At 51.9% G+C, this 23252-nt stretch carries 22 protein-coding genes and 1 pseudogene; 11 read left to right on the top strand and 12 right to left on the bottom strand.

The annotated features are described in order from the left end of the window. Window positions 1-22 precede the first annotated feature (22 nt). The 4 genes from ilvD to CHH28_RS02815 all read left to right on the top strand — a co-directional run bounded on the left by ilvD (window position 23) and on the right by CHH28_RS02815 (window position 7042). Window positions 23-1702 (top strand): dihydroxy-acid dehydratase, encoded by a 1680-nt coding sequence (gene ilvD, locus CHH28_RS02835; protein WP_094058878.1) that lies wholly within the window; start codon window positions 23-25, stop codon window positions 1700-1702. A 463-nt stretch (window positions 1703-2165) separates the two neighbouring features. Beyond that, window positions 2166-4328 (top strand): prolyl oligopeptidase family serine peptidase, encoded by a 2163-nt coding sequence (locus CHH28_RS02830; RefSeq protein WP_094058877.1) that lies wholly within the window; start codon window positions 2166-2168, stop codon window positions 4326-4328. 813 nt (window positions 4329-5141) lie between these two features. Next, a complete protein-coding gene (locus CHH28_RS02825) occupies window positions 5142-5717 on the top strand; it encodes a hypothetical protein (RefSeq protein ID WP_094058876.1) in 576 nt (191 codons plus the stop codon). Window positions 5718-6037: 320 nt separating this feature from the next. After that, on the top strand, window positions 6038-7042 hold the full coding sequence (locus tag CHH28_RS02815; RefSeq protein ID WP_094058875.1) for a transposase: 1005 nt from the start codon (window positions 6038-6040) through the stop codon (window positions 7040-7042). A gap of 818 nt (window positions 7043-7860) precedes the next feature. On the opposite strand, the gene CHH28_RS02805 is transcribed toward CHH28_RS02815, so the two are convergent. From CHH28_RS02805 to CHH28_RS02795, 3 genes are read right to left on the bottom strand one after another with little or no spacing between them, the layout of a single operon-like run. Then, window positions 7861-9489 (bottom strand): GMC family oxidoreductase, encoded by a 1629-nt coding sequence (locus CHH28_RS02805; RefSeq protein WP_199243991.1) that lies wholly within the window; start codon window positions 9487-9489, stop codon window positions 7861-7863. 15 nt (window positions 9490-9504) lie between these two features. After that, the gene (locus CHH28_RS02800) at window positions 9505-10050 is read right to left on the bottom strand and encodes a twin-arginine translocation signal domain-containing protein (RefSeq protein WP_094058873.1); all 546 of its coding nucleotides are present in this window, start codon (window positions 10048-10050) and stop codon (window positions 9505-9507) included. A 10-nt stretch (window positions 10051-10060) separates the two neighbouring features. Continuing rightward, a complete protein-coding gene (locus tag CHH28_RS02795; RefSeq protein WP_332881228.1) occupies window positions 10061-11617 on the bottom strand; it encodes a coniferyl aldehyde dehydrogenase in 1557 nt (518 codons plus the stop codon). A 121-nt stretch (window positions 11618-11738) separates the two neighbouring features. Here CHH28_RS02795 and CHH28_RS02790 point away from each other — a divergent pair, with 121 nt between their 5' ends. Together CHH28_RS02790 and CHH28_RS02785 are read left to right on the top strand one after the other, a co-directional pair. Continuing rightward, window positions 11739-12401 (top strand): TetR/AcrR family transcriptional regulator, encoded by a 663-nt coding sequence (locus CHH28_RS02790; protein WP_094058872.1) that lies wholly within the window; start codon window positions 11739-11741, stop codon window positions 12399-12401. After that, window positions 12364-13404 carry a DUF3080 family protein gene (locus CHH28_RS02785; protein WP_157729740.1) on the top strand — a complete coding sequence of 347 codons (1041 nt, stop codon included), beginning with the start codon at window positions 12364-12366 and terminating at the stop codon, window positions 13402-13404. Before CHH28_RS02790 ends, CHH28_RS02785 begins: the two co-directional genes overlap by 38 nt. 9 nt (window positions 13405-13413) lie before the next feature. On the opposite strand, the gene CHH28_RS02780 is transcribed toward CHH28_RS02785, so the two are convergent. Next, window positions 13414-14289, bottom strand: a complete 876-nt coding sequence (locus tag CHH28_RS02780) for a DUF6268 family outer membrane beta-barrel protein (RefSeq protein ID WP_094058870.1) — start codon at window positions 14287-14289, stop codon at window positions 13414-13416. Here CHH28_RS02780 and CHH28_RS02775 point away from each other — a divergent pair. Both CHH28_RS02775 and CHH28_RS02770 read left to right on the top strand, forming a co-directional pair. Continuing rightward, window positions 14288-15148, top strand: a complete 861-nt coding sequence (locus CHH28_RS02775) for a S1/P1 nuclease (protein WP_199243990.1) — start codon at window positions 14288-14290, stop codon at window positions 15146-15148. The genes CHH28_RS02780 and CHH28_RS02775 overlap by 2 nt on opposite strands. Then, entirely contained in the window at window positions 15141-15824 is a 684-nt protein-coding gene (locus CHH28_RS02770; RefSeq protein WP_157729739.1) for an HAD family hydrolase, read from the top strand. Before CHH28_RS02775 ends, CHH28_RS02770 begins: the two co-directional genes overlap by 8 nt. Before the next feature lie 181 nt (window positions 15825-16005). On the opposite strand, the gene CHH28_RS02765 is transcribed toward CHH28_RS02770, so the two are convergent. Beyond that, a complete protein-coding gene (locus CHH28_RS02765; protein WP_094058868.1) occupies window positions 16006-16290 on the bottom strand; it encodes a transposase in 285 nt (94 codons plus the stop codon). A gap of 110 nt (window positions 16291-16400) precedes the next feature. Next, complete coding sequence (locus tag CHH28_RS20505) at window positions 16401-16784, bottom strand: transposase (RefSeq protein WP_094058567.1); 384 nt, start codon at window positions 16782-16784, stop codon at window positions 16401-16403. A 51-nt stretch (window positions 16785-16835) separates the two neighbouring features. Here CHH28_RS20505 and CHH28_RS20015 point away from each other — a divergent pair, with 51 nt between their 5' ends. Next, window positions 16836-17045 carry a hypothetical protein gene (locus CHH28_RS20015; protein ID WP_199244127.1) on the top strand — a complete coding sequence of 70 codons (210 nt, stop codon included), beginning with the start codon at window positions 16836-16838 and terminating at the stop codon, window positions 17043-17045. On the opposite strand, the gene CHH28_RS20500 is transcribed toward CHH28_RS20015, so the two are convergent. The 3 genes and pseudogenes from CHH28_RS20500 to CHH28_RS02745 all read right to left on the bottom strand — a co-directional run bounded on the left by CHH28_RS20500 (window position 16987) and on the right by CHH28_RS02745 (window position 18061). Beyond that, window positions 16987-17178, bottom strand: a complete 192-nt coding sequence (locus CHH28_RS20500; protein WP_420093159.1) for a hypothetical protein — start codon at window positions 17176-17178, stop codon at window positions 16987-16989. The genes CHH28_RS20015 and CHH28_RS20500 overlap by 59 nt on opposite strands. A 22-nt stretch (window positions 17179-17200) precedes the next feature. Next, window positions 17201-17422, bottom strand: a pseudogene (locus CHH28_RS20495) (hypothetical protein); the annotation flags it as partial. A gap of 93 nt (window positions 17423-17515) precedes the next feature. After that, entirely contained in the window at window positions 17516-18061 is a 546-nt protein-coding gene (locus tag CHH28_RS02745) for a dihydrofolate reductase family protein (RefSeq protein ID WP_094058865.1), read from the bottom strand. Window positions 18062-18138: 77 nt separating this feature from the next. Between CHH28_RS02745 and CHH28_RS02740 the strand changes: the two genes are divergently transcribed. Next, complete coding sequence (locus CHH28_RS02740) at window positions 18139-18651, top strand: TetR/AcrR family transcriptional regulator (RefSeq protein WP_094058864.1); 513 nt, start codon at window positions 18139-18141, stop codon at window positions 18649-18651. A gap of 39 nt (window positions 18652-18690) precedes the next feature. Here CHH28_RS02740 and CHH28_RS02735 read toward each other — a convergent pair whose 3' ends face one another. The 3 genes from CHH28_RS02735 to CHH28_RS02725 form a co-directional block, all read right to left on the bottom strand. Then, window positions 18691-19866 carry a hypothetical protein gene (locus CHH28_RS02735; RefSeq protein WP_157729738.1) on the bottom strand — a complete coding sequence of 392 codons (1176 nt, stop codon included), beginning with the start codon at window positions 19864-19866 and terminating at the stop codon, window positions 18691-18693. Further along, window positions 19859-21016, bottom strand: a complete 1158-nt coding sequence (locus CHH28_RS02730) for a methanobactin export MATE transporter MbnM (RefSeq protein ID WP_233243723.1) — start codon at window positions 21014-21016, stop codon at window positions 19859-19861. Before CHH28_RS02730 ends, CHH28_RS02735 begins: the two co-directional genes overlap by 8 nt. Window positions 21017-21103: 87 nt before the next feature. Continuing rightward, window positions 21104-21961: an MbnP family copper-binding protein gene (locus CHH28_RS02725; RefSeq protein WP_094058861.1), complete on the bottom strand. Its 858-nt coding sequence runs from the start codon at window positions 21959-21961 to the stop codon at window positions 21104-21106. Between the two features lie 499 nt (window positions 21962-22460). Here CHH28_RS02725 and CHH28_RS02720 point away from each other — a divergent pair, with 499 nt between their 5' ends. After that, window positions 22461-23246: a GNAT family N-acetyltransferase gene (locus CHH28_RS02720; protein WP_199243989.1), complete on the top strand. Its 786-nt coding sequence runs from the start codon at window positions 22461-22463 to the stop codon at window positions 23244-23246. The last annotated feature ends 6 nt before the right edge of the window (window positions 23247-23252 follow it).

Raw genomic sequence — 23252 nt, 5'->3', positions numbered from 1 at the left:
ATAACACAATAAAGGTGAGAGCATGACCGACAAACGCAAGCACTCGGCTCAGGTGGTCGATGGTGTCGCACAGGCGCCAGCACGTGCCATGTTGCGCGCCGTGGGCTTTAACAAAGAAGACTTCCAGAAACCGCAAATCGGTGTGGCCTCGACCTGGAGCATGGTGACGCCGTGCAATATGCACATCAATGAATTGGCCGAGCATGCCCGCATCGGTGCCGACCAAGCCGGTGGCAAAGGCGTGGTATTTAATACCATTACCATTTCTGATGGCATTGCCAACGGCACCGAAGGCATGAAGTATTCGCTGGTGTCGCGTGAAGTGATCGCCGACTCCATCGAAACCGTGGTGGGCTGCCAAGGCTTTGATGGCCTAGTGGCAATTGGTGGCTGCGATAAAAACATGCCGGCTTGTGTGTTGGCCATGGCGCGGCTGAATCGCCCGGCGGTATTTGTGTATGGCGGCACCATTCAGCCAGGCGCTGGCCACACGGATATTGTGTCGGTATTTGAAGCTGTGGGTCAGCACGCCAAAGGCGACATCGATTTGCTCGACGTTGAGCGCATTGAAGAAACCGCCATTCCCGGCCCGGGCTCCTGTGGCGGCATGTACACCGCCAATACCATGGCGTCGGCCATCGAAGCGTTAGGCATGAGTTTACCCGGCAGCTCGGCGCAAGAGGCGGTGTCCAGCGACAAGCGTGATGATTGCGAAGCCGCCGGCGCGGCTGTCATGAATTTGCTGGAGCATAACATTTTGCCCAGCGACATCATGACCCGTGAAGCGTTTGAAAACGCCATCACCATTACCATCGTATTGGGCGGCTCCACCAACGCCGTGCTGCATTTGTTGGCCATGGCTAACACCATTGGCGTGGAATTAACTCTGGATGATTTCACCCGTATTGGCCAGCGCGTACCGGTATTGGCCGACTTGCGCCCGAGCGGCAGATACATGATGTCTGAGCTGGTGGCCATTGGCGGCATTCAGCCACTCATGAAACGCCTGCTGCAACAGGGGTTATTGCATGGCGACTGTTTAACCGTGACTGGTAAAACGTTGGCAGAAAACCTCGCCAGCGTCAGTGACTACCCGGCAGGGCAGGACATTATTCGCGACTTCGACAACCCGGTAAAAGCCAACAGCCACTTGGTGGTATTAAAAGGCAATTTATCGCCCACCGGTGCGGTGGCCAAAATCACCGGCAAAGAGGGCTTAACCTTTACCGGCTCGGCCAAAGTATTTCACTCAGAAGAAGAAGCGCTGCAAGCCATTCTGGACGGCGGCATCGTCAAAGGCGATGTGATTGTCATTCGCTACGAAGGCCCGCGTGGCGGACCGGGCATGCGAGAAATGCTCAGCCCGACCTCGGCGGTGATGGGCAAAGGCTTGGGTAACGATGTGGCCCTGATTACCGACGGCCGCTTTTCTGGTGGCAGCCACGGCTTTGTGGTTGGCCACGTGACGCCAGAAGCCATGGACGGTGGCCCCATCGCCATTGTCGAAGATGGCGATACCATCACCATTGATGCAGAAAACATGGCCATCTCGCTGCACGTGAGCGACGAGGAAATTCAGCGTCGCTTAAGTTTATGGCAGCGCCCACAGCCGCGTTATCGCCGTGGCGTACTGGCCAAGTTTGCCAGCACCGTTACCTCAGCGGCAGAAGGGGCACTAACGGATACCAATATTGATCCGTAAGTGCTCGTTAATGTGTGGGCCCAAGCACCGAGTCGATAGCCTCGGTGCTTGTGGTTGCTGAAATTCCCCTTCCAATTGTTAGAAATTAAATATCGAATAATTAGTCGGTTTAAAGTTTTTCTTACTCAGCACTACGAATTTATTGAGTCTCATCGCTATAAATTCTGAACCAATTGTTTTCATTATTCAGGTCCATGGTTGAGCTTCCTCGCAGCCATTAATTGATTCGGCGTTAAGATTTATCGCGCAGCGCAAAGCGGGTGAATCGCCCACCCGGAGTTAGAAAGAACCCCAAGGAAAGCGCAGGGTTTCGTATTTCAAATCGCCTATTGATAAGTTCGATGCACTCGTAAACAGCGCCATTGCCTTGGCCAGTGAATGACAGTGTTCTCTATGTTCTAGTGGCAAAAATGTAGTAACTTACCTCTCCTCTTTTAAATACCCATCAACACAAGGACGGGCTATGTCTTTCAAAGCCTTAGCATGGGCAGTCTCTGCCTCATTAGCGGCGCTAGCCCCAGTTTCATTGGCCGCCAGCGGCCAGCAGCAACAGGTACAGCAAATGACCATAGATTACCCAGCCATAGACTACCCAGCCACCCGCCAAGTCGACGTGGTGGATGAGTATTTTGGCACCCAGGTTAAAGACCCATACCGCTGGTTGGAAGACGATCGCAGTGAAGAGACCGCTCACTGGGTGGCGGCGCAAAATAAAGTCACCTTTGGCTACCTAGAGCAAACCCCATATCGGCAAAAAATCGAACAACGCCTAACTGAGTTGCTGGACTATGAGAAAGTCAGCAGCCCATTTAAAGAAGGCAAGTACACCTATTTCTATAAAAACGATGGCCTGCAAAATCAGGATGTACTTTATCGCCAGCACGGCGAAGGTGAGGCTGAAGTCTTTCTAGACCCCAATACCTTTAGCGAAGAAGGCACCACTTCACTGGGCAGCGTGAGTTTCTCTAAAGATGGCTCGCTGGTGGCATACAGCATTTCAGAAGGCGGCAGCGACTGGCGCAAAGTGATTGTGCTCGACGCCGAGAGCAAAAAGTCGATTGGCGATACGCTGGTGGATGTTAAGTTCAGCGGCATCAGCTGGCGCGGTAACGAAGGGTTTTATTACTCCAGTTACGACAAGCCCGAAGGCAGCGAGCTGTCTGCAAAAACTGATCAGCACAAATTGTACTTTCATCAGCTAGGCACCCCACAAGCGGATGATGAATTGATTTTTGGTGGCAGTGAGGCAGAAAAACACCGTTATGTCTCGGGCTACGTCACCGAAGATGGTCGCTATTTGGTCATTGGCGCGATGGAATCCACCTCCGGTAACAAGTTGTACGTGCAAGACCTCACCAAGCCAGAGACAAAACTGATCACTGTGCAAGACCATACCGGCGCCGACACTTGGGTCATCGCCTCGCAAGACGACACCTTGTACTTACAGACCAACTTAGAGGCGCCCAATACACGCTTGGTTAAGGTAAATATTGCCGCGCCACAGGCGAGCAATTGGGTGGACGTGATTGCTGAAACCCAGCATGTACTGAGCACATCAACCGCCGGTGGTAGCTTGTTTGCACAATATATGGTGGATGCAACGTCGCAGGTTAAACAGTTCGATCTGAACGGCAAACTGCTGCGCACTATCGAGTTGCCAGATATTGGCAGTGCCAGTGGTTTTCGTGGCAAACAAGATGACAGCGAGCTGTATTACACTTTTACTAACTACAAAACGCCGGGCACGATTTATCAGTTAGATATTAGCTCTGGCAAGAGCCAGGTGTATCGTAAATCTGAAGCACCTTTTGACTCGGATAAGTTTGAATCCGAACAGGTGTTCTATACCTCAAAAGACGGTACTAAAGTGCCGATGATTCTGACCCACAAAAAAGGTTTACCACGTGATGGCAGCGCGCCGACCATTTTGTATGGCTACGGCGGCTTTGATGTCAGCCTGACGCCTTGGTTTAGTTCGGTGCGTGCTGCTTGGTTAGATATGGGCGGCATATTTGCCGTGGCCAACTTGCGTGGCGGCGGTGAATACGGCAAAGCCTGGCACGATGCCGGTACCAAACTGCAAAAGCAAAATGTGTTTGATGATTTTATTGCCGCAGCTGAGTACTTGATTGAGAACAAATACACGGCATCAAATAAGTTAGCCATTGAAGGCGGCTCAAATGGGGGCTTGTTGGTCGGGGCCGTGATGACCCAGCGACCAGAGCTGTTCCGAGTGGCGCTGCCACAAGTCGGTGTATTGGATATGCTGCGCTACCACACCTTTACCGCCGGTGCCGGCTGGGCGTACGACTACGGCACAGCGGAGCAGAGTAAACAAATGTTCGAGTACCTAAAAGGCTACTCTCCGCTGCACAATGTCGAAGCTGGGGTACATTACCCGGCGACGTTAATTACCACCGGCGATCACGACGATCGCGTAGTACCGGCACACTCATATAAATTTGCCGCTGAGCTGCAGGCCAAGCAAGGCGGGCCACTACCCACCTTGATTCGCATCGAAACCGATGCCGGTCATGGTGCGGGTACGCCGACCAGTAAGGTCATTGATCTGTATGCCGATATTTACAGTTTTGCGTTGTTTAATATGGGCGTGGAGGAGCTTTAGGCGTTTGACTTGAGGCCTTTCGTGGTAAGCCTGCATTGGGGTAATGGTAGGGGAAAAACGCTATGCCCTCCTTGAGGGATCTTATCCCTCACGCCGGGCGGGCGAACGACTGAAAGCGTATATTGAGACAGTTTCTGCAAGGCAAAAAGCGAGAGAGTCACACTCGACAAGCGCAGCTTACAAATAGTAAGTGAGCATGGCGATCGGACTCGCGCACGAGGTGATTTCTAACGCAGCAGAAACAACGTAGATAGCTTTCAGCCTGCTTTGCCCTGCGCAGGCCGTTATCCTTTGTAGCCAATGCTGTGGTCACCGCAACACCAACAGCCTGCATCCCGGCAGGATGTTGGCTGGTGCTGCCATCCGGGCAGCACCTGCGGGCACAGCCATTGCCAACACCGGAGTCCTGCAAAGGCGCAGAAAACCTAGGCACGAGTCCGGCCCCCTGTGGGCAAACGGTGTTAGATGGCGGGTAGCGGTTTGAAAATACCCATACCTCGAATGTAAAGGCATACTGATATCTAACCAGTATATTTTCTGGTTCGGCAAAGAGCTGGCCTGCTTTTCCAGCCAGCTTGCCTGTTTTACCGCAGGGTGGTAGCTTAAATGCACGAAAAATCAGTGAGTTATCCTTAAACTGCCAGAACTTTGAGGCGTGGATAGTAGGCAAGCACGTTTTTCCAGGAGTGAATGTGAAAGAAAGGAAGGTATCCGGTTGCAAATCAATGGCCTGTCAGAGATACCTCGAATGGTTCTAGCTAGAAAAACAGGCACGCACACTATTAAACTGTTAACTTCTAAGGGAACCGTGCCGTGGAACTAGATGAAATCAATGAATTAGAAATTTCTCTAGGTGTGGATGTAGGTTTTTTTCAGTCGCTATTAACGGAAGATGATTGGTCGTTTGTTATAAAGCTTCATGCATTACTAGAAGCTGCAACAGGTCATCTTCTTGTAGAGCACTTTGATGACGAAAGATTAGTGGATGTTATAGCTCATCTAGAAATGAGCAATCAAAGAACTGGAAAGGTTGGCCTACTAAAATCTATGGAGCTAATCAGCAGTGATCACAAAAGATTTATTGTTTCACTGTCTGAGCTTAGAAATTCTTTGGTGCATGAAATACGCAATGTTAATTTCAGCTTTAAGGAAATGGTGTCAAAGTATTCAGATAAAGAGTTCCAAAACTTTATGAAACGTTTTGGGCTATTCCTTAGCTCTGAGCAGCTAAGTGAAAAAATGTATGCAGAGTCCGCAAAAAATGATCCAAAACTCTTTATTTTTTCATCCTCAGTGGCCTTATTAACATTTATCTATCTTAGAAAGAAAACCAGTTGCTACCAAAGATTTTTCAAAGCAGTTAAATTGGTAAATGAAGAACCAAACTAAAAAAGTTAACAAACGCAGCAACACGGACCCAGCAAGCATTGGCCTTGAAAAGCAGGACAATAAACGCTTGCAGGCCCGGTTCTGCGGGCGTTACATGGTGAAGTCAATATTATGATTCCGGTAAAGCTGAGAGATCTTCATTACCAAGATAAGAAGCCTGTTTTGGCAATGCTTCGAGATCCTCAGATAATGAAGTTTCTTGGGCCGCGTCGCAATAAACAACGCAATAAACAAGACAGTCATGATAAGAAAGTTGCCTGATGGCAACGCCTAAATCTGCTGGCTAGGCTATGAGCAGGTCCTATTCACGGGAGTCAGCTATGCCCAAGCCACGCAAGGAACTCGTTTCTCTGGAAGCCACGCCTTATTATCACTGCGTTTCACGCTGTGTGCGGCGTGCTTTTTTATGCGGCTTTGATCAGGAAGGGCGTAGCTTTGAGCATCGTCGAGGCTGGATAGAGTCATTGCTGCTGGAGCAAGCCCAAGTCTTTGCCGTCGACATCGCTGCCTATGCAGTGATGTCGAATCACTTTCATGTGGTGCTGCACGTCGCGCAGGGCCAGGCTGCGAGCTGGCCTGTGCGTGAAGTAATCGAGCGCTGGCACCGGCTGTACAAAGGCAATGCTTTTACGCAACGCTATTTGTTAGGTGAAGCGCTGAGCTCGGTGGAAGAGCAGTTAGTTGAAAAGTACGCCAACGAATGGCGTGAGCGTTTAACCTCCATTAGCTGGTTTATGCGTCGCTTGAACGAAAAAATTGCGCGCATGGCCAACGAAGAAGACGAATGTACCGGTCACTTCTGGGAGGGCCGCTTTAAGTCCCAGGCACTGCTCGACGAAAAAGCACTGGCTGCCTGCATGGCCTATGTGGATTTAAACCCTGTTAGAGCGGGCATGGCGAAAACACCGGAAACGTCTGATTATACCTCGATCAAAAAACGCAGCCGTAAAGCACAGCAAGCCAGTTCACCCAATCACCCGTTCCAACAAGTCCCCGAGCTATTTAACTTCGCTGGCAACCCTCGTGAAAACATGCCAGAAGGCATCCCAATGAAGTTAACCGATTACATCGACTTGGTGGACTGGACCGGCAGACAAATACGTGAGGATAAGCCCGGTTATATTGATCAAAGCCTGCCACCCGCGCTGCTTAGGCTGGGTATTGACTCACAACATTGGCTAGTCATGACGCAGCAATTTGAAAGCCAGTTTAAAGGCCTGGTGGGCAGTGCTCAGAAGCTAAAGGCCAAACTGAGCTGCTTCTTCCAAGATAGTAAACAACACCGAACCGCTGGTATCGGTACGTGCCAGAAGCTGCTGACTTAAAAGAAAACAGTAAAATCTCTCCATCAAAAGCCTGTCTGATCAACAAGCAGCAGTTAGCTTTGTCTGAAACTCTGTCTTGATCGTCAAGTCATTTTTTGACTCATTGATAGACCGTGTTCAAGGCAGCTAGTGATCGGACTTAACGGCAAGCAGCCATACTTTTTTTAGCCAGACTGGCTATTTTTCACCAATTGACTCAAGTTGAGGAGAGTGGTTAAATTCGGTCGCTTAATTATAGTTATGGAAGCCCGTTCGTGGTTGTTCATTTGATCTTGGCTGTAGTCTTTGCTGCACTCACCGTTTACGTTTATAAACTTCATGCATCCCTTCGCGTAGCCATAAAGAGAAAGAGCCAGGGTGAAGAGATTTCACATGCTCCAAGCTTTCTTGTTTATCTCTACCCCGTTTTTATTGTCTACTTTGTGATAATGTCCATAGGGAACTTGTTGCAGCTTGCTGGCTACGGTTGAGTCATAGATAAGCTGGGCTCATATAGTTAACAACTAGAGCGCCTATCCCAATATACTCATTCAGTAGTGGCCTGCTTCTTCGCGGGCAAACTACCTAGCCACTGTGGACATATGAGTAACACAGCACCTGACATAGAAGACTCCAACCACCATTGGAAACAACATCTCAAAATTTTGTAGGCTCTTGATACAGATCTGATTTTAATGTTGTAACTCGCCCAACATACCCCGCGCTTTGCCAGCCTGCCGAGAACTTTGGCAGAACCGGTGCTTGCTTTGGGGCTGCCAACCAAAAGATGCCAAGTAGCAGCCCTGCTATCAACACAGGGCTTAGCAGTATCAGCTTGCTCACACAGGTTTTAACTGTTGCGCTAGTTGAGTCGCTTGGCGTGCCACTAATCCATAAATTGAGAGTTGTGGGTTGGCGCCGATGCTGGTGGGAAATACCGAACCGTCGAAGACGTAAAGATTATCTAGATAATGATACTTGCCGTTACTGTCGACCACGCACTGCGATAAGTCCTCGCCCATGGCCAAACCACCCATTACGTGAGCACTGCCGGCCATAAATGCGTTCAAGCGAAACTCCAGTTGAGAAATGTCTTTTTTCGCTTGTTGCCAACTTGTAGACCAGCGGGCGTCTAAATGTGAAGCGCGTACGGCCTTGGCGCCCGCGGCGAATTCAATTTCCGCCATGCTAAGAAAAGCCCGTTTAAACCCGTCCCATAGATAATCATTTACCTGATAGTCAATGATGGGCGAGCCATCACTGGCCAGTTCAACCGTGCCGCCTTGGCTTTGCGGATGAAAACCGTCGCGTAATAAGGCGATCATCGAGTGGGTATTGGGCAGGTGGCTCATGTCGTCAAAATGATGCGCACCATGGCCTAATAATAATACCGACGCTAAGCCCGGTTGCAGCGGCGGTACTTCGAGTTTATAGCCCACTGGGCCGTCGACATTCTGCCACTGGAAATGGTCGGAATAAATCGATTGTGGCGCGCCATAGTAAGGATCGATGGTGCGATCAAAGCGGGCAAAATTAAACGCCACCGGATGCAGAAAGGTGCGCTTGCCGACTCGTTGTTGTGGGTCGGGTGCGTTAGAGCGTTTGAGCAGTGCCGGACCATTAATGCCACCACAAGCCATGACGATGTGAGGGGCTTTTACCACTATACGTTTACCGGACGGTTGGTAGCGTGCATCCAGTGCGGTTACGTCCACCCCCAGCACTTTATTGCCTTCAATAATTAACCGCTCGGCGCGGGCACTGTAAATCAGCTGTGAGCGCATTTCTAACGCCGCCGGAATGGTGGTCACCAACATGGATTGTTTGGCGTTGGTGGGGCAGCCAGTGCCGCAATAACCCAGGTTCCAACAACCGGCGACGTTGCGTGGAATTACTTTCCAATCGTAGCCGAGTTGCGTACAGCCGCGGCTTAATACGGCGTTGTTTTCGTTGGCCGGCACTTGCCAGTCGCTGATATTGAGCCGCTGCTCCATGCGCTCAAACCAGGGTGCCATATCGGTTTTGCTGAGTCCTTTAACGTCAAACTCTGACGCCCAGTAATCTAGGGTTTGATCCGGTGTACGAAAGCTGGAGGTCCAATTCACCACCGTGGTGCCACCCACGCAGCGACCTTGCAAAATCGACATAGCGCCGTCTTTGCTCATGCGACCGGCGCTTTCTTGGTACAAGTCGCTGTAGGCTTCGCGCTCGTCCATTTTAAAGTCGTTACTGGATTTTAGCGGCCCTTCTTCCAGCATCAGTACTTTGAGCCCAGCTTGGGCAAGAATTTCGGCACTGGTGCCGCCACCTGCGCCGGTGCCGATAATAACGACGTCGGCTTCCAGCACTGTGCCATCGTCAAATTCGGTGGCTTCCTGCACTTGCCAGCCATTGGCCATGCCGTTGAGGATGGGGTCTTGAATAGCGGCGATCACCGGAATATCAGGCTTACGTTCGGTTGTTTTCATGGGAGCTCGTTATTGTTATTGGCTGACAACAGTGGGGATTTTTTGCGGTGGCCCGGGGTAACCGGAGGCAATGTAATTTTCTGGCAGGGCGTACCAGCACATGGTTTGCAATTTACACAGGGAGGCGTAGCCCATGCGTTTTACTTGCAGGCTACTGTCGCGCCAGCCGAGTAAAAATGCCTCGACTTCTTCTGCGCTGGCTTCGTTCCAGTGGCGAAATGGCGCGCCCAACGCCGCACGCAGCGGCGCCGACGACATAATGGCCAATAATTGCACCAGTTGGTTACGCGAGTGGTATTGCAGCGTGCCGATGAGCTTATCCAACGCCGCCACCTGACGGGCACGCGCTTGCTCTGGGCCCAGCTGGCCAGGGTAGCTGGCACCCATAATGACCGGCGCTAAGGCGGCCAAAAAATCGGCGTCGTCGGCGGTTAGGAATTGCAAACCGGCTTCGGGCTGGCGGCTGCAGCCGCTCAGCAGTGCCAATGATGAGCCCAAGGTGAGTGTGGCGGCAGCGCCGCCACTGAGCTGCATAAAACCACGGCGGGTGGTGTTGAGCATGGCTGTCTCCTCAGCGAATAAATAACTTTTGGATCAGCTGCTGTAAGGCGCCACCGTAGGGTGGGTAAATAAACTGCCCACTGTTGAATTTGCCTTTTTTATGCACCGCCTTGGCTTTGGACAAACTTAAAAAGCCTTCTTTACCGTGGTAGTGACCCATGCCCGACGGACCAACGCCGCCAAATGGCATATCGTCTTGGGCGATGTGCATTAATGTGTCGTTAATGGTGACACCACCGGCGTGGGTTTGCTCCAACACGGTTTGCTGAATTTGGCGATCGTAGCTGAACAAATACAGCGCCAGTGGCCGGTCACGATCGTTGACGTAGTCGATGGCGTGGCTCAGCTGCTGATAGCCCACCACGGGCAATACCGGGCCGAACAATTCTTCTTGCATCACCTTAGTGTCGGCGGCGGCGTGCTCGATGATGTGCAAAGGCATTTTACGCGTACCGCTGAAATCTTCGTTGGCCGGGTTCACCACGGTGACGCTGGCGCCTTGCTCGCTGGCCTCGCGTACCCAACTGTGCAAACGCTCGAACTGACGCTCGTTGATGATAGCGGTGTAGTCCTGGTTGTCGCGAATACTAGGGTACATGCGCGCAAAGGTGCTTTGGTAGGTATCGATAAACTCCTGCTGGCGACCTTCTTCGACCAGCACATAATCGGGTGCAATGCAGGTTTGACCGGCATTTAACGATTTGCCAAAGCAAATACGCTCAACCGCATCTTGCATATTGGCGCCAGGGCCAATGATCGCCGGTGATTTACCACCCAGCTCCAGCGTTACTGGCGTTAGGTTTTTCGCTGCGGCGCCCATCACGATGCGGCCAACGGCGGTGGAGCCGGTAAAAATTAAGTGATCCCAGGGTAGCTCGGCAAAGGCGCTGGAGACTTCCACTTCGCCTTCAATTATTGCTACTTGGCTGTCGTCGAATATCTCGGCTAATACGCGCTTCAGTGCCTGATTGGTGGCCGGGGTAAACTCCGACATCTTGATCATGGCTCGGTTACCTGCGGCCAAGGCCGTCATCAGCGGCAGCAGCGCCAGTTGGATGGGATAATTCCACGGCACCATGATGCCCACCACACCGAGCGGCTGATACATGACCTGGTTGCTGGACGGCATAAACAGCATGCTGACGTGGCGACGCGAGGGCTTCATCCAGCGGCGCAAGCGTTTGCTGGTGTAGTTGATGCCTTCTACCGTGGTCATAATTTCAGCAATGCGAGTTTCGTCCACCGAGCGGCAGGAAAAGTCCTGGTTCACTGCTTGTGCCAACGCGTCCTGATGCTTTAACACCGCGGCTTTGAGCTTCTGCAAATCCGCCAAGCGCTCAGCCGCCGTGGGCATGGGGTGTTGGCGATAGGCCTGACGCTGGTGGCGGAAAACATCTTGCATCCGCGCCAGCTCAGTGTCGTGCGAGCGTAAATCGGTGACGGTGGCGACCATAAGCAGGGCTCCTTCGCAGCGGTCTGCGGTGATTGTGGCCAGTCGGCGCTGGCGCTGAATGTGCGGACGCTGCAGCGTGCTGAAACAGCTCACTTGCGGTGTGACGGCGTCCATTGTTATCGTTTGGCATTATTATTAGAGTGATTACTCTAAACCGTCAAGCCGCTGGGCAACAGGGCCTGAACGGCCATCGCCGTGTCATTTTTGACGGCCAGCGACGCACAAGAAGAAGGTTATGAACACGCGACAACGCATACTCGACGCCAGCCTGGCGTTGTTCAATCAGCACGGCGAGCGCGCCGTGAGTACCAATCACATTGCCTCGCACTTGGCGATGTCACCGGGCAACCTCTATTACCATTTCAACAATAAGCAGCAGATCATTTTTGAGCTGGTGAATCGGTACCAAACGCGGGTGCTGGAGGTGTTGCAGGTACCGGGCGATCGGCCGCTGACGGTGACCGATAAAATCATGTATCTGCAAGGCATTTTGGCCGGGCTGTGGGAGTACCGCTTTATTCATCGCGATATGGAACATTTGTTGGCCGCCGATGACGAATTAAAACAGCAATACCAGAGTTTCTTCCGCCATTGTTTGCAGCAGGTGGTGCAGATCTACCGTGGATTGCGCGCGGCGGGCATCATTGCCATCGACGACGACAGCATTGACAGCCTGGCGCTGAACACCTGGATTGTGGTGACCTCTTGGGTGTCTTTTTTGCGTACCAGCTTGCTGGCGGACGAGCATCAATCATTGGATATGCAGCAGCTGCAGGGCGGCGTGTATCAGGTGTTTGCTCTGGAGCGACCGTATTTAACCGAGGCCTTTCGTGATGAAGTGGTGGAGTTGCAGCACAATTTTGCACCGCGTCCGCAGTGGCTGGATCATTTGTCTTAGCCTACTGCTAGCAGCCTGCAGCCGCGGTCCTGAGAGCGTACTGCACGATTACGCCGAGCGTGTAGCGCGGGTGGTCGAGCAACCGCTTGCAGAGCCCGCCTCAGTGGCGTTGCCGACCTTGGCGCTGCGTGAGCTGGAGCTGCCATTGGCCAAGGCGGACGTCGGTTTATTGGAGTTTTTACGCCTCAATGTGTGCGAATTGGGCATGGCGGTGGGCAAGAAAAACTCCACCCTGGGCAAGGTGGCGCCGCCCAGTCAGCGCATGCACATGGAGCGCGATTTTTTGCTGTTAGCACCAGATTGTGTGGCGCAATTGCAGGACAGCCGGCCCGAGCTGAGCAATAAGCTGCAGCAAGCGTTGCAGCTCAAACAGAGCCAGCGCCTACAGCAATGGTGGAATGCTTGGTTAACCGCAAAAGAGTGGCAGCAATTTATCAGCTCAGCGGCCGCGCCTTTAGAAATGACTGGCGATGAACCTGCGCACCTGTCGCGCTCGTTGCAAGCACTGGACTATGCCATTGCTCAAGGGCAGCGTTGGCAGCAGCAAGACTACGTCTACAACAGCAGTGATATGGAGTTTCACCAGCAACAATTATTGCTGGGGGAAACCTTGGGCAAATGGCTGCATGCGCAGGCGCTGCAAACCGATGTGCTGAATCGTGTGGCGCAGGTATTGGAACAACGCTACGCAGAAAAGCCCCTGTGCATGACTGGCCAGCAAACGGATAAAGCAAAAATACTGTTTACCGTATTCCAGAAGTTTTATTTGGCGCAGGTGCAACCTTACATGAGCCGCAGCGATCAATTGGGCCAGCAATTGCTGGCGGATTTAACGGCGCTGCAGTCGACCTTGCAGCAGCAGAATATAACTGTACCGAAGGCTTACCAGCAGTGGTTGGCGCAACTACAGCAGCGGCAACAAGGCTTTACCCGCGCCAGCCAGCGCCATGTTTACGCCTGGCGCACCACACTGACCGAGTGCGGTTTTATTCCCGGCCAGTGACCGCGCTCATTAGCGAAACCGCAATCGCGCGCTGAGGTGCAAATACGAGCTGTCTTCCAGCTCCAGCGTTTCACGCAAACCTTGCTCGTTGTCGAACTCCAGCTCTTGAGCAAATTGCTGCCCAGCTTCGACATTCAACCAAACCGGGCCCACCACACGCCACTCGCCGCCAATACCCAAGCGGTAGCCTTGTTGGGTGTAATCAAAGGTGTTGTTTTTGTCGTCGCCGTAGACGTGCCAGTTGCCACCATTGGGGGTCAGCTTTAGATAATAATGCTGTGCTTTGCTGGGGGCGTAACTGACGCGGCTGAACGGAAAACCTAAAATCGCCTGAAATTGTTGGCCAATGTCCCACTGAGCATTGGCCAATGGGACAAAGCGCCCTTCTCCAAAGGCATGGGTATAGACAATACCGAGGTTGTAACCAAAGCCGTCATTGCTGTGGCTGTACTGCACCACGCCGTTGGCTGCCCAATCGTCGTTGCCGACGTATTCCAATGATGATTTTACACCGGGCGACACATTCACCGTATAGCGACTGCTGTCGCTGAGTTTGCGCACGTAACTGATGGGTACAGATACATCGTATAAGCGTTGTTTTCCACTGGCCTCGTCGGTCACTGTGGTGCGAAATTCGCGCTCGAACAGATTAAATTGAAATACCCATAGGCCTTGATCGATACTGCCGAGCGTGCCGATGGGAAACTTTAAACGGGTATCCACTTGCGTGACCTCGGCATCGGCGTTGATGTCTTGCACGGCGGCGGGTTCAAAGTAGGTGGCCGACAGTTCGCCCACTGGTAAAGACGGTACTTGAGTCGCAGGCTCTGCCTGAGCGGTGAGAGAAACAGCCATTAACAAGCTAACAAGGTGAGTGTGCTTCATGAAGTTGTCCATTTTCAGTAATCGTTCTGCAGCTTTGGCTGTGCGCCGCCATGCTCAGCATCGACACAGTATGGCAGCAAAACATAACCTACGGTACAAGCGTATGCTGGGCGCGCTGTTACTGGCTGTGTTCAGCAGCTCAGGTTGGGCATTTAGCGGTTATGGCCACGGGTTAATTTGCAATACTGCGCAGCAGGCTCTGCCAGCAACGCTGGCACAGCGGTTAGACGACATTGCCCGTGCTGGCGGACAAAAAGATTTTGCTCAGCTGTGTACCTGGCCGGACACCATTCGTCGCCAGCGCGAGTTTGATCACACCAAAACCTGGCATTACATCAACGTCAGCCGCTCGGCAACGCAGGTCGTCGCCCAGGATTGTGGTGGTAAAGGCTGCGTGACCGAAGCCTTGCAACAACAATGGGCCAAGCTGCAGCAGCTGCCGAATAATTGGCAAGCGCTGGCATTTGTGGGTCATTTTGTGGGCGATATTCATCAACCGATGCACGTCAGTTACCGCGATGATCGCGGTGGTAACCGTCTGCGTTTGAATTTTGCTGGTGAGCGTAGCAATCTGCATCAGTATTGGGATGGCCGTTTGCTGCAGCGCCAACCACAACGACTGAAGCCAGTGATGCTGTCGCCCACACCTGTGCCGATCAGCAAAAAGCTACCTGTGTATCAGTGGGCCACTGAGTCGCTGCAGATCACCAGAATGATTTATCGTCAGCCGCATAAATCCATTGATGCTGGCAGCGATTTGCATCAACAACACATCGCCTTGTGGAATCAGCAAGCCAGCTTGGCGGCTCAGCGTTTGGCTGAGTTACTCAATGCCTTGTATCGAGGCCAGCATGATTAAAGCCGTCTTTTTTGATTTGGATAATACGCTGGTTGATCGCAGCGCCAGTATCGAGCGTTTTGCAGCCGCCTTTGTTGGCCATTACCAGTCGCGATTACAACACAGCAAAGCCAAGCCGATTGCCAGCTTGATTAAACACATTGATAACGGCGGCTATTTGCCAGCCGGATCACCCTACAAAAAGGTGTACGAAGCCATTGGTAGCGAGCTGGCATTGCAACTCGACTGGATAGAGCCGGTGAGCGCGGATGAACTCACCGCTTTCTGGCGGGGCGAGTTTCCAAAAAATACCGTAGAAATGGAGGGCGCCCAGCGCTTGCTGCAACAATTGCATAACGATCGCTATTACCTCGGCATTATTTCAAATGGCGCCCATGACTCTAGGCAGGCAACTGTAAACAATACCTCGTTTCAGCCTCTGATTCGCGAGTTGGTGAGTTCGGGTGGCTTTGGCTGCTCCAAGCCTGATGCCCGCATCTTCTTAGCGGCCATTGCAGCGGCTGGTTTGCAGCCATCGCAGTGTATGTATGTGGGCGATCATCCCGTGAATGATATTCAAGGTGCGCTGGCAGTGGGAATGCAGGCCACCTGGCTGCAGGGTTACCATCCAGCGAGCGAGAGTGCAGCTGAGGTCAATACCATTAAACACCTTTCTGAGCTGGTCGGCTTTTTGTGAAAAGCTTCGTGAGTCAATCGAATATTTACTTGGATGAGTATCACGGGCTTTGGACGATATAAAATGGAATAAATATTGATTAATGTTCTATCGAATAAGTTTTATCTGTTATTGGCGGCGATATTTGTTTTGATTGCCAGTGTATTGGGTATTTGGCAACTGTCAAAAGCTAGAAGCTGTTTCACAACTTCTTTAGCACGATCATCATGCAGGCGGCGTGAAAGAAGGCTCGATACATTGAGAGCTTTCTTTCCCATCGAACCACTAATCGCCGATAATTTCCAAGCCAAGCAAAAGTGCGCTCTACTTTCCAGCGACGGTCGTACCTTCTCAGCTTTCTACCATCTTGCAGCGGCGCTTTTCTCCTGTTTCGACGATGTGGACAAATGAGATCAACGCCCCGTTTCTTTAACGCCATTCGCAGAGGATCAGAGTCTGCCGCTTTATCGTAAATCAAACGCTTCACCTTGCTCTTGCCATAGGAAACATTTCACAAAGCCTCAATCAGATTGACCTCCGCCGGTGACGCTGAGCCAAGTGTCAGCCCGATTGGAATGCCTTCGCCATCGACGACTATCATCCACTTCGACCCCTTACCACGCTTGGTTTTTCCAACACCGAGGCCCCTTTTTTTGCGGGTGCAAAACTACCATCAGAAAACGATTCTTCCCAATTTAACCGCGACTGTTGATCCAGAACGCGAAGAAGCTTACGCCAGGCTTTGACCCATGCACCTTGCTCTTCCCAGTACTGAAGGCGGCGCCAGCAGGTACTCGGTGAAGGATAGCGCTCGGGTAGATCACGCCAGCGCGCACCTGAACGTAAGACCCATAAAATGCCCTCGAAACAGGCTCGATTGCTGATAGGTTTGGGACCCCCTTTGCCACGAGGCAGGCTGGGTAAACAAGGCTCAATGTGTGCCCACTGTTGGTCGGTCAGTTCTGAGGTTGAACGTTTCATGGTGGAGGAGTTGAAGCTGATAGTTTTGATTATTATATCGGACTGAAGGTTATGAAACAGCTTCTAAATGGTTTTTCTTGGGTGTTGCTGGTCAGCGCCATCGCCGGGTTTGTGGTGGTACACCTGCTCTGGCCACCCAAGCGAAATCACGACAGTGCCTGGTATGAGTCAGTCGAGGTCATCTTTGATTTTCCCTTTCAACTTATGGCCACCTTGCTGCGCACGCTGGGCCGCTGGTTACGCTGCGACTCTGATTTTTAAGACCTAGATTTGTAAGACCTAGATTTGTAAGACCTAGATTTGTAAGACCTAGATTTGTAAGACCTAGATTTGTAAACCCAGATTTATAAAACCCAGGCTGGTAACCTAGATTTCCAGCAGCGGCTTTGTTCATTTCTTTCGCCATCCCATATGTTCTAGCAAGTCAGGCACACATTACTATTTGATCGCGTGAGCAATAAACTGCTGCACCGGGTCCAGAGTGACGGGCTGGCAATGGCCGGGCTGATGTGCGTTGGCGCTTGCAAATAGCCATTGCCAATTAAACGCGAAATAATCGGAAAATAACTGAGTGCAACTTTGCCGGCTAACAAATGCAAAAAGTCCTGCTCAGACTCATAGGCATTCGATACCTGATGAAAGCCAGGTAGGCACTATACCAAATGCGACGGGAACGATGTTATTGTGCAATAAGTTCATGTGACACCATTTTCCAAATTAGAAGATTCCAACTACGCCTTTTTATAACACCTCTGCAAAACCCCATTGCTGTATATCTGATGACTCAGCAATTGCCAGCGTTGCTCATGACTGACCTGATCTGGCAGCGTTGCTGCAGCAAACAGTGGAATGCCACTGCCCAGCGTGATGGGCAAAGTCGTGAGCACCATGTCGTCAATCAGGCCTGCAGCAAGAAAGCTCTGTATCAACTGACCGCCATCCAAGTAGACGCGCTGAAACCCGCGCTGCTGTAACCCTGCCGCCAGCGCTTGCGGCTGTTCACGACTGAGCTCAACCGATGGCGGTGCATCCGCCGGCAGTTCGCGTAAACCACGGCTCACCACCACAACCGGCTTGTCACCATAGGGCCACTGCGGAAAGCTCATGACTTTTTCAAAGCTGTTGCGCCCCATCACCAACACGTCGGTGCTGTCAGCAAACACCTGATAGCCGTAGTCTTCGCCCTCCAAGTGAGCGAGCGATAACCAGTCGATCTCGCCATCGGCCTTGGCAATAAACCCATCCACACTGGTGGCAATAAACACCGAGCACTGCATATCTACCTCACACCAACACTAAAACATTACACAGCCATAATTCTACAGTGTAGAATTATGGCATTGGAGGTACGAACATGGCAAACAAGCTCAGCCGCGAGCAAATTCTTAAGGCAACGCAGGATTACTATCTGATCAACGGGAAAATGCCTAGCATTCGCAAGCTGGCGACCGAACTGGACAGTGACCCAATGGCGATTTATTACTACTTTTCCAGCAAACAGGCGCTGCTAGAAGCGCTGTGCTGCGAGTTGGTGGGAGCGATTGAGGCGCCCACAACAGGCCGCTGGCAGGCACGCGTGCAAGCATTGTGCGAGCAGTATCTAGCCCTGCTACAGCGCTATCCTGGCCTGTTGCATATATTGCTAACCCTTGAGTCGGATGGCCCGGCACAACGTTTCTGCCAGTGTTTGCAGACGCTGTTAAGCGCACAGTACTCCAGCGCTGACATCGCCATATTACAAGATCTGATTGCCGATTATCTGCACGGCGTGGCACTGGCACAGGAAGCACAGCCAGAGCAGTGGCCGGCCATTCAGCAGTCGTTTACACGCGTGTTGCCCTGGTTGTTAAAACAGCCGCAGCGCTGACCATGAGTGACGGGGCAGCTTGCGGCATTGTCGTTGGCGTTAAAACGCCACACTTTGCTGTAGCAATAGCTGCCACTGGGGAATGTCATCGCCATGCTGCAACGCTTCATACCATTGCCAGCGCAAGTGGCTGCCAGGCCACAAACGGGCACTGGCCGCTAGCGTCAGCAGTTGCGGTTGCTGCTGATGATGATTTAGCAGCGACTGTTGCAGATCCTGACCGTTCACCCGACTGAGCTCTACGTCGCTGTGGGCAGCGTCGTAGCGCACCGCCAGCTGCCACTGTTGACGCGGAGACAGCCAACTGGTCTGCACATACTGACCAGCCGCCTTGAGCTCCAGCTCGGCCTGGGCATCGAGCGTTTGGCCCGCTGCGCTGCTCAAATCACCTCGCTCGCGGCGCTGTTGATGTTCCGCCATCAATGACCAAGTGCCTGACAGCGTGGTCCAACTCACCTTCAGCGCCACACCCAGATGCGCGCTGTGGCCAGAGAAAAATTCAGTAGCGTCATCGCCGTGGCTATGACTGATGGCAGCATCGCTGAACAATTGCAGCCCCGACTGCTGCAAAGAAGCCCAGTAGCCGTCCAACTTGCTGGATACCACCCAGTTGTCCCAATGTCGCTGCCAGCTCAGAGACGATAACCAAGCACCGCTATTGCCACGGGTGTTGCGCTTTTCCGTGGTTAAAACGCTGCTAGAAAAGCGCCAATTGCCACTGGGTTTATACCAGTCGTGCCAGCCACTGACTCCGGCTTCGGTCGTTTGTCCCGCCCACAAGGCTTTATACACCAGCGGCCGATCTGTAATCGCTAAAGCATGGCTGTGCTGTTGATTGAGCCAACCAATCTCAGGCTGCATTTGCCCGATTTTAATCTGCCAGCCGTCGCTGTACGGCTGCAGCCAAGCTTGCTCTAACTCGACGCCGTCGCCGTGGTAGCCCAAGCTCACCAACCCTTGCATCGCTGCGGGCTGGCGCAACACAAAGCTGCGGCTAATATCGACATGCTTGAGCCGCAAGCCGGCCTGATCATAGTGATTCTGTTGTGGCAATACGCCGCGCACCTTGGCTTCCGAATCTTCGGCGTAACTCAACAACGCATCCAGCTGCCAGGCGCCGTTACCCTGTTTAGGCGCTGCGGGGGCATGGGCATGCACTGCCGGGCTGAGTAGATGAGTGACGAATACAGTGGAGAAAAGGGCAGCACTACGCATCGGGTTGCTCGGCAAAAGGATTGGCAAAACGCGGATCGCGAATAAACTCGTAATCCGTCAGGCTATGTAGGAAATTAATTAAATCTTGTTTTTCTTGCTCGGTGGCCTCAAAGCCGCTGACAAAGTCGCTCTTATAGGGGTTTATGCGGCCATCCCCCGCGTTGGCACCAGACTCGATATGGCGCCCACCGGCGGCATAAAACTCGATGACTTGCTCTAGGGTGGCGATAGAACCGTCATGCATGTATGGCGCCGTCAGCTCGATATTGCGCAGCGTAGGCGGCCGAAAGGCGCCCATATCGGCCCAGTCATTGGTGACCTTAAACTTGCCTGGCATAGCGGATGGATAACTGCCGTTATTATTCAGGTTGTATAGGCCATTGTTAAAAAATACCCGCTCCGGAAAGCGTGTATTTACCGTGACGGTGGAGCTGGAAAAGTTAAAGCCATTGTGACAGTGAAAACACTCCATTTTTTCGGAGAAAAATAACTCACGCCCGCGCAGTGCTGAGTCGGACAGTTCGCCACGATCAAATGCCGAGCGATCCGAAATTAAGGTACGAACAAAGGATGCCAACGCTTTCACCACGTTCACCAAGGTGACAGGCTCTGCTTGTTGTGGGAATGCCGCGGCAAATAAGGATTGATACTGCTCGTCGTCACGAAAGCGCTGCAAGACTTGCTCGCGGTTGCCATCGTCGATGCCCAACTCCACCGGATCATCACCCGTCAGTGGAATAAATAACTGATCTTCCATTTCCACTAAAATCGGATTCCACCAAGTATAACTGGCGTTATAGGCAACATTGGTCAGACTTTGCGAATTGAGCACCAAGGTGTGCCCTTCCGAACCTTGCGGCAGCGCTTTACCATCGGTAAAAGCTAAGGACTGTTGGTGGCAACTTTCACAGCTTTGCTGGCCATTTCCCGACAGACGAACATCGTAGAATAAATGCCGGCCAAGCTCGGCTTTGGCGTCGGTCAGTGGATTGTCATCTGGAATAGGAGGGAGGACGAAGCCACCCTCTACGCTTAATTGTAAGGCCTGGCTACCGTCAAGCTGTTGCTGTTGTTCGATGTTGAAATTTGACTCAGGCTGGCATGCGGTTAAACACAGCATGGCCAATAAAGCAGTTAACGCAGTTTTCATTACCGTTTCCATCAGCACTGGGCTGAATGCCCCGCATCGATTATGCGGGGCGGTGAACACTTTTGACTCTATAAAAGCCGTGCAGGTTTATTGATCCAACGGAGTAATGGATACCCAGGTTTGGCTGTCGCAACCCGCTGCCGCACATTCGCCGCTGGTTAAATCCAAACCCATGGCGGTGAAAACCGGCGCACAATCACTGTCGCTGGCGAACGACATACAGCCTAACGGCGTGTCTGCCATGTTGCTGCTGATATCCGCACTGTTCACTAAGGCGGCGTAGTCGAAGTAGATTTTATCGTCATCCAAATCGATGCCACTCAGCGTATAGGTGGGACGATTCGGGCGATCGTTCGAGCAATCAAGGTTTTGATTGTTGTCATCCAATGTACATCCGGTAGTGCCCAGGTGAATATTCCAACCGTTCACATCCAAGCGCGCGTGCTTGTATCCACCGGCCCAGCTCCAAGTCATGCCATCGATATTTAACGGCGATGCGGCGGTGGTGCGATCCAAGTGGTTCAGTGACTCAGGCACGCCAATGGTAAAGCGCACCTGTGCAACATCACCGCTGAAGTCTTTCACGTTGCCTGTCAGTTGCTTATTCATCGCTGCGTTACCACCACTACAACTGGCAGAACCGTCTTCAAAATCCAGTAAAGCGACATTTTTGTGCTGCCAATCATTCTGCTCCAACTCAACCGAGCGGAATTGGCCATCGCTGCCCGCCACCTGCACATCAGAAATATACAGACGAAAGTCTTTTACCTCTGGCTGGGTTTGCTGGCTGCCGACTGGTGTCGTGCGTGGCCCGCACGCCATCACTTCAGTGCCCAAGCCGGCGCCGAAGTTAATCACCACGGATTTATTGTCATCGCTATCGCTGTCACTACCACAGGCCGCTAGGCACACGGCCGCCATCACAGTTAGTCCCGGTTTAATCATCGTCTCTTCCTATATTGATGCGTAGCATGAATCGCTCACACTATACGAGGCTGACTTGCAGTTCTATGCCGCAATACCAACTCTCGGCGAAACTCATCACATTCTGCGGCTTATTATGCGTCGACCTTTCACGCTGTCAGCACAGCGCGACATCATGTCGCATTTTATCCCGGGAACTATTGCTAATGATGAGGATGCTCGTCGGATACATCGAAGTTGATTTATTTGTCATCAACGAACAATAATGGCGACAAGCTCAGACTGAACGAGTGTTTATTAGTGGCTGTCATGAAACCGTCATAAACATCAAAATAGTACTGAGCAGGCAGCGATCTTAGTCAAAACTGACAGTGAGACAGCCTAGCTCAGCAATGACCAAGCTCTAAGATCACGTTCATAATGAGGTCTGACTTCACCTGCATGGTAACGTAGCGAGCAAACCAGCTGGAACAACACAATATTATTTTTATAAACGATTAAAATTTTAAGGAAAACTCGTTTGAGCAATATCAAAGAGCTGAATATTCAGCAGATCATGCAACTCTACAACCAATATGAACGCCGGGTAATCGATGATAGCAATGGCAGAGTCGAGACCTCTCCTAGCATCGCTCGAGTGGTTTCCAATCAAGCCTACGGCAGCTACATCGCATATTTCGACTTTGCCGCCGATCAAACCGACAGTCAAATACAGCAGCAGGTCGACTATTTCTCCAACTTAGGCATTGGCTTTGAGTGGAAAACCTATGCCACAGATCAGCCCAAAAACATTGAATCGTCTCTGTTAGCACACGGCTTCGTGCAGGAAGAACAAGAAGCTTTTATGGTACTGGATATCGATGCCGTAGAAAGCCAGCCAGCGCACTCTGCAGGGCTGCAGCGTATAAAAGATGAACAAGGCATTCGCGATGCCATTCAGGTACAGCAACAGGTATGGAAGCAAGACTTCGACTGGCACTACCGCCAACTCTGCGAGCAATTAAATAAGGCACCAGAGTCGATTTCTATTTACGTGATGTACGACTCCGGTCAACCCGTATCTTCTGCCTGGATAACCTTTAAAGAAAACAGCCCGTTTGCCGGTATCTGGGGTGGCAGTACTGTGCCAAGCCATCGCTGTCGAGGACACTACTCAGCCTTACTGCAGCAGCGTATTCATGAGGCCAAAAGCCGGGGCAAGCGCTACTTAACCATCGATGCTTCTGATATGAGCCAGCCTATTGTGGCAAAATCTGGTTTTCAGTTGATAACACACACTCGTGGCTATAGCTTCAACCCCAGCTAACCATCT

Origin of the sequence: Bacterioplanes sanyensis (assembly GCF_002237535.1) — a bacterium.
Taxonomy (GTDB): Bacteria; Pseudomonadota; Gammaproteobacteria; order Pseudomonadales; family Oceanobacteraceae; genus Bacterioplanes; species Bacterioplanes sanyensis_A.
Note: the sequence above shows the minus strand (reverse complement) of the source record. Positions and strands in the feature narration are given on the sequence as shown.